Source organism: Bradyrhizobium uaiense (assembly GCF_010811875.1).
Lineage (GTDB): Bacteria > Pseudomonadota > Alphaproteobacteria > Rhizobiales > Xanthobacteraceae > Bradyrhizobium > Bradyrhizobium uaiense.
Window position 1 is genome coordinate 1 of the sequence record NZ_VKHP01000594.1, and the last position, 422, is coordinate 422.

Sequence of the window (422 nt, forward strand, 5' to 3'; positions counted from 1 at the left end):
CTAGATCGGGCAGGTCCGGATATGTTGCAAGGAGCTCATCCAATCGGGGGATATGTCTCACGCCCTGAGCCACGATCAAACCGAATTCCGCAAGATGTCCGCGCAAAGCATTGATCGCCTGTGTGCGCTGTCGAACTAAGAGATCACGAACCTTGAACGCTATTGAGGAGCCTTGCTTCTCGGCCCTCTTAACGCCGACAAAGCGCATCGTTGGTCGGGACGCGGCTTCGGCGATCGCTTCGGCATCCGCCGCATCGTTCTTCTGACGCTTAACGAAGGGCTTCACGTACGAGGGATGGATCAACCGGATATCGTGGCCAAACTTACCAATCTCCCGTCCCCAATAATGGGCGCTGGCGCAGGCCTCCATCGCGACCACACACCTCGGCAACCTCGCGAAAAACTCGAGCAATCTGCTGCGG

At 57.3% G+C, this 422-nt stretch carries 1 protein-coding gene; it reads right to left on the reverse strand.

Annotated features, from left to right (window positions below; genetic code table 11):
* Positions 1 to 422 (reverse strand): IS110 family transposase (locus tag FNJ47_RS46655; protein ID WP_163163551.1); only part of this gene is annotated, 422 nt, incomplete at both ends.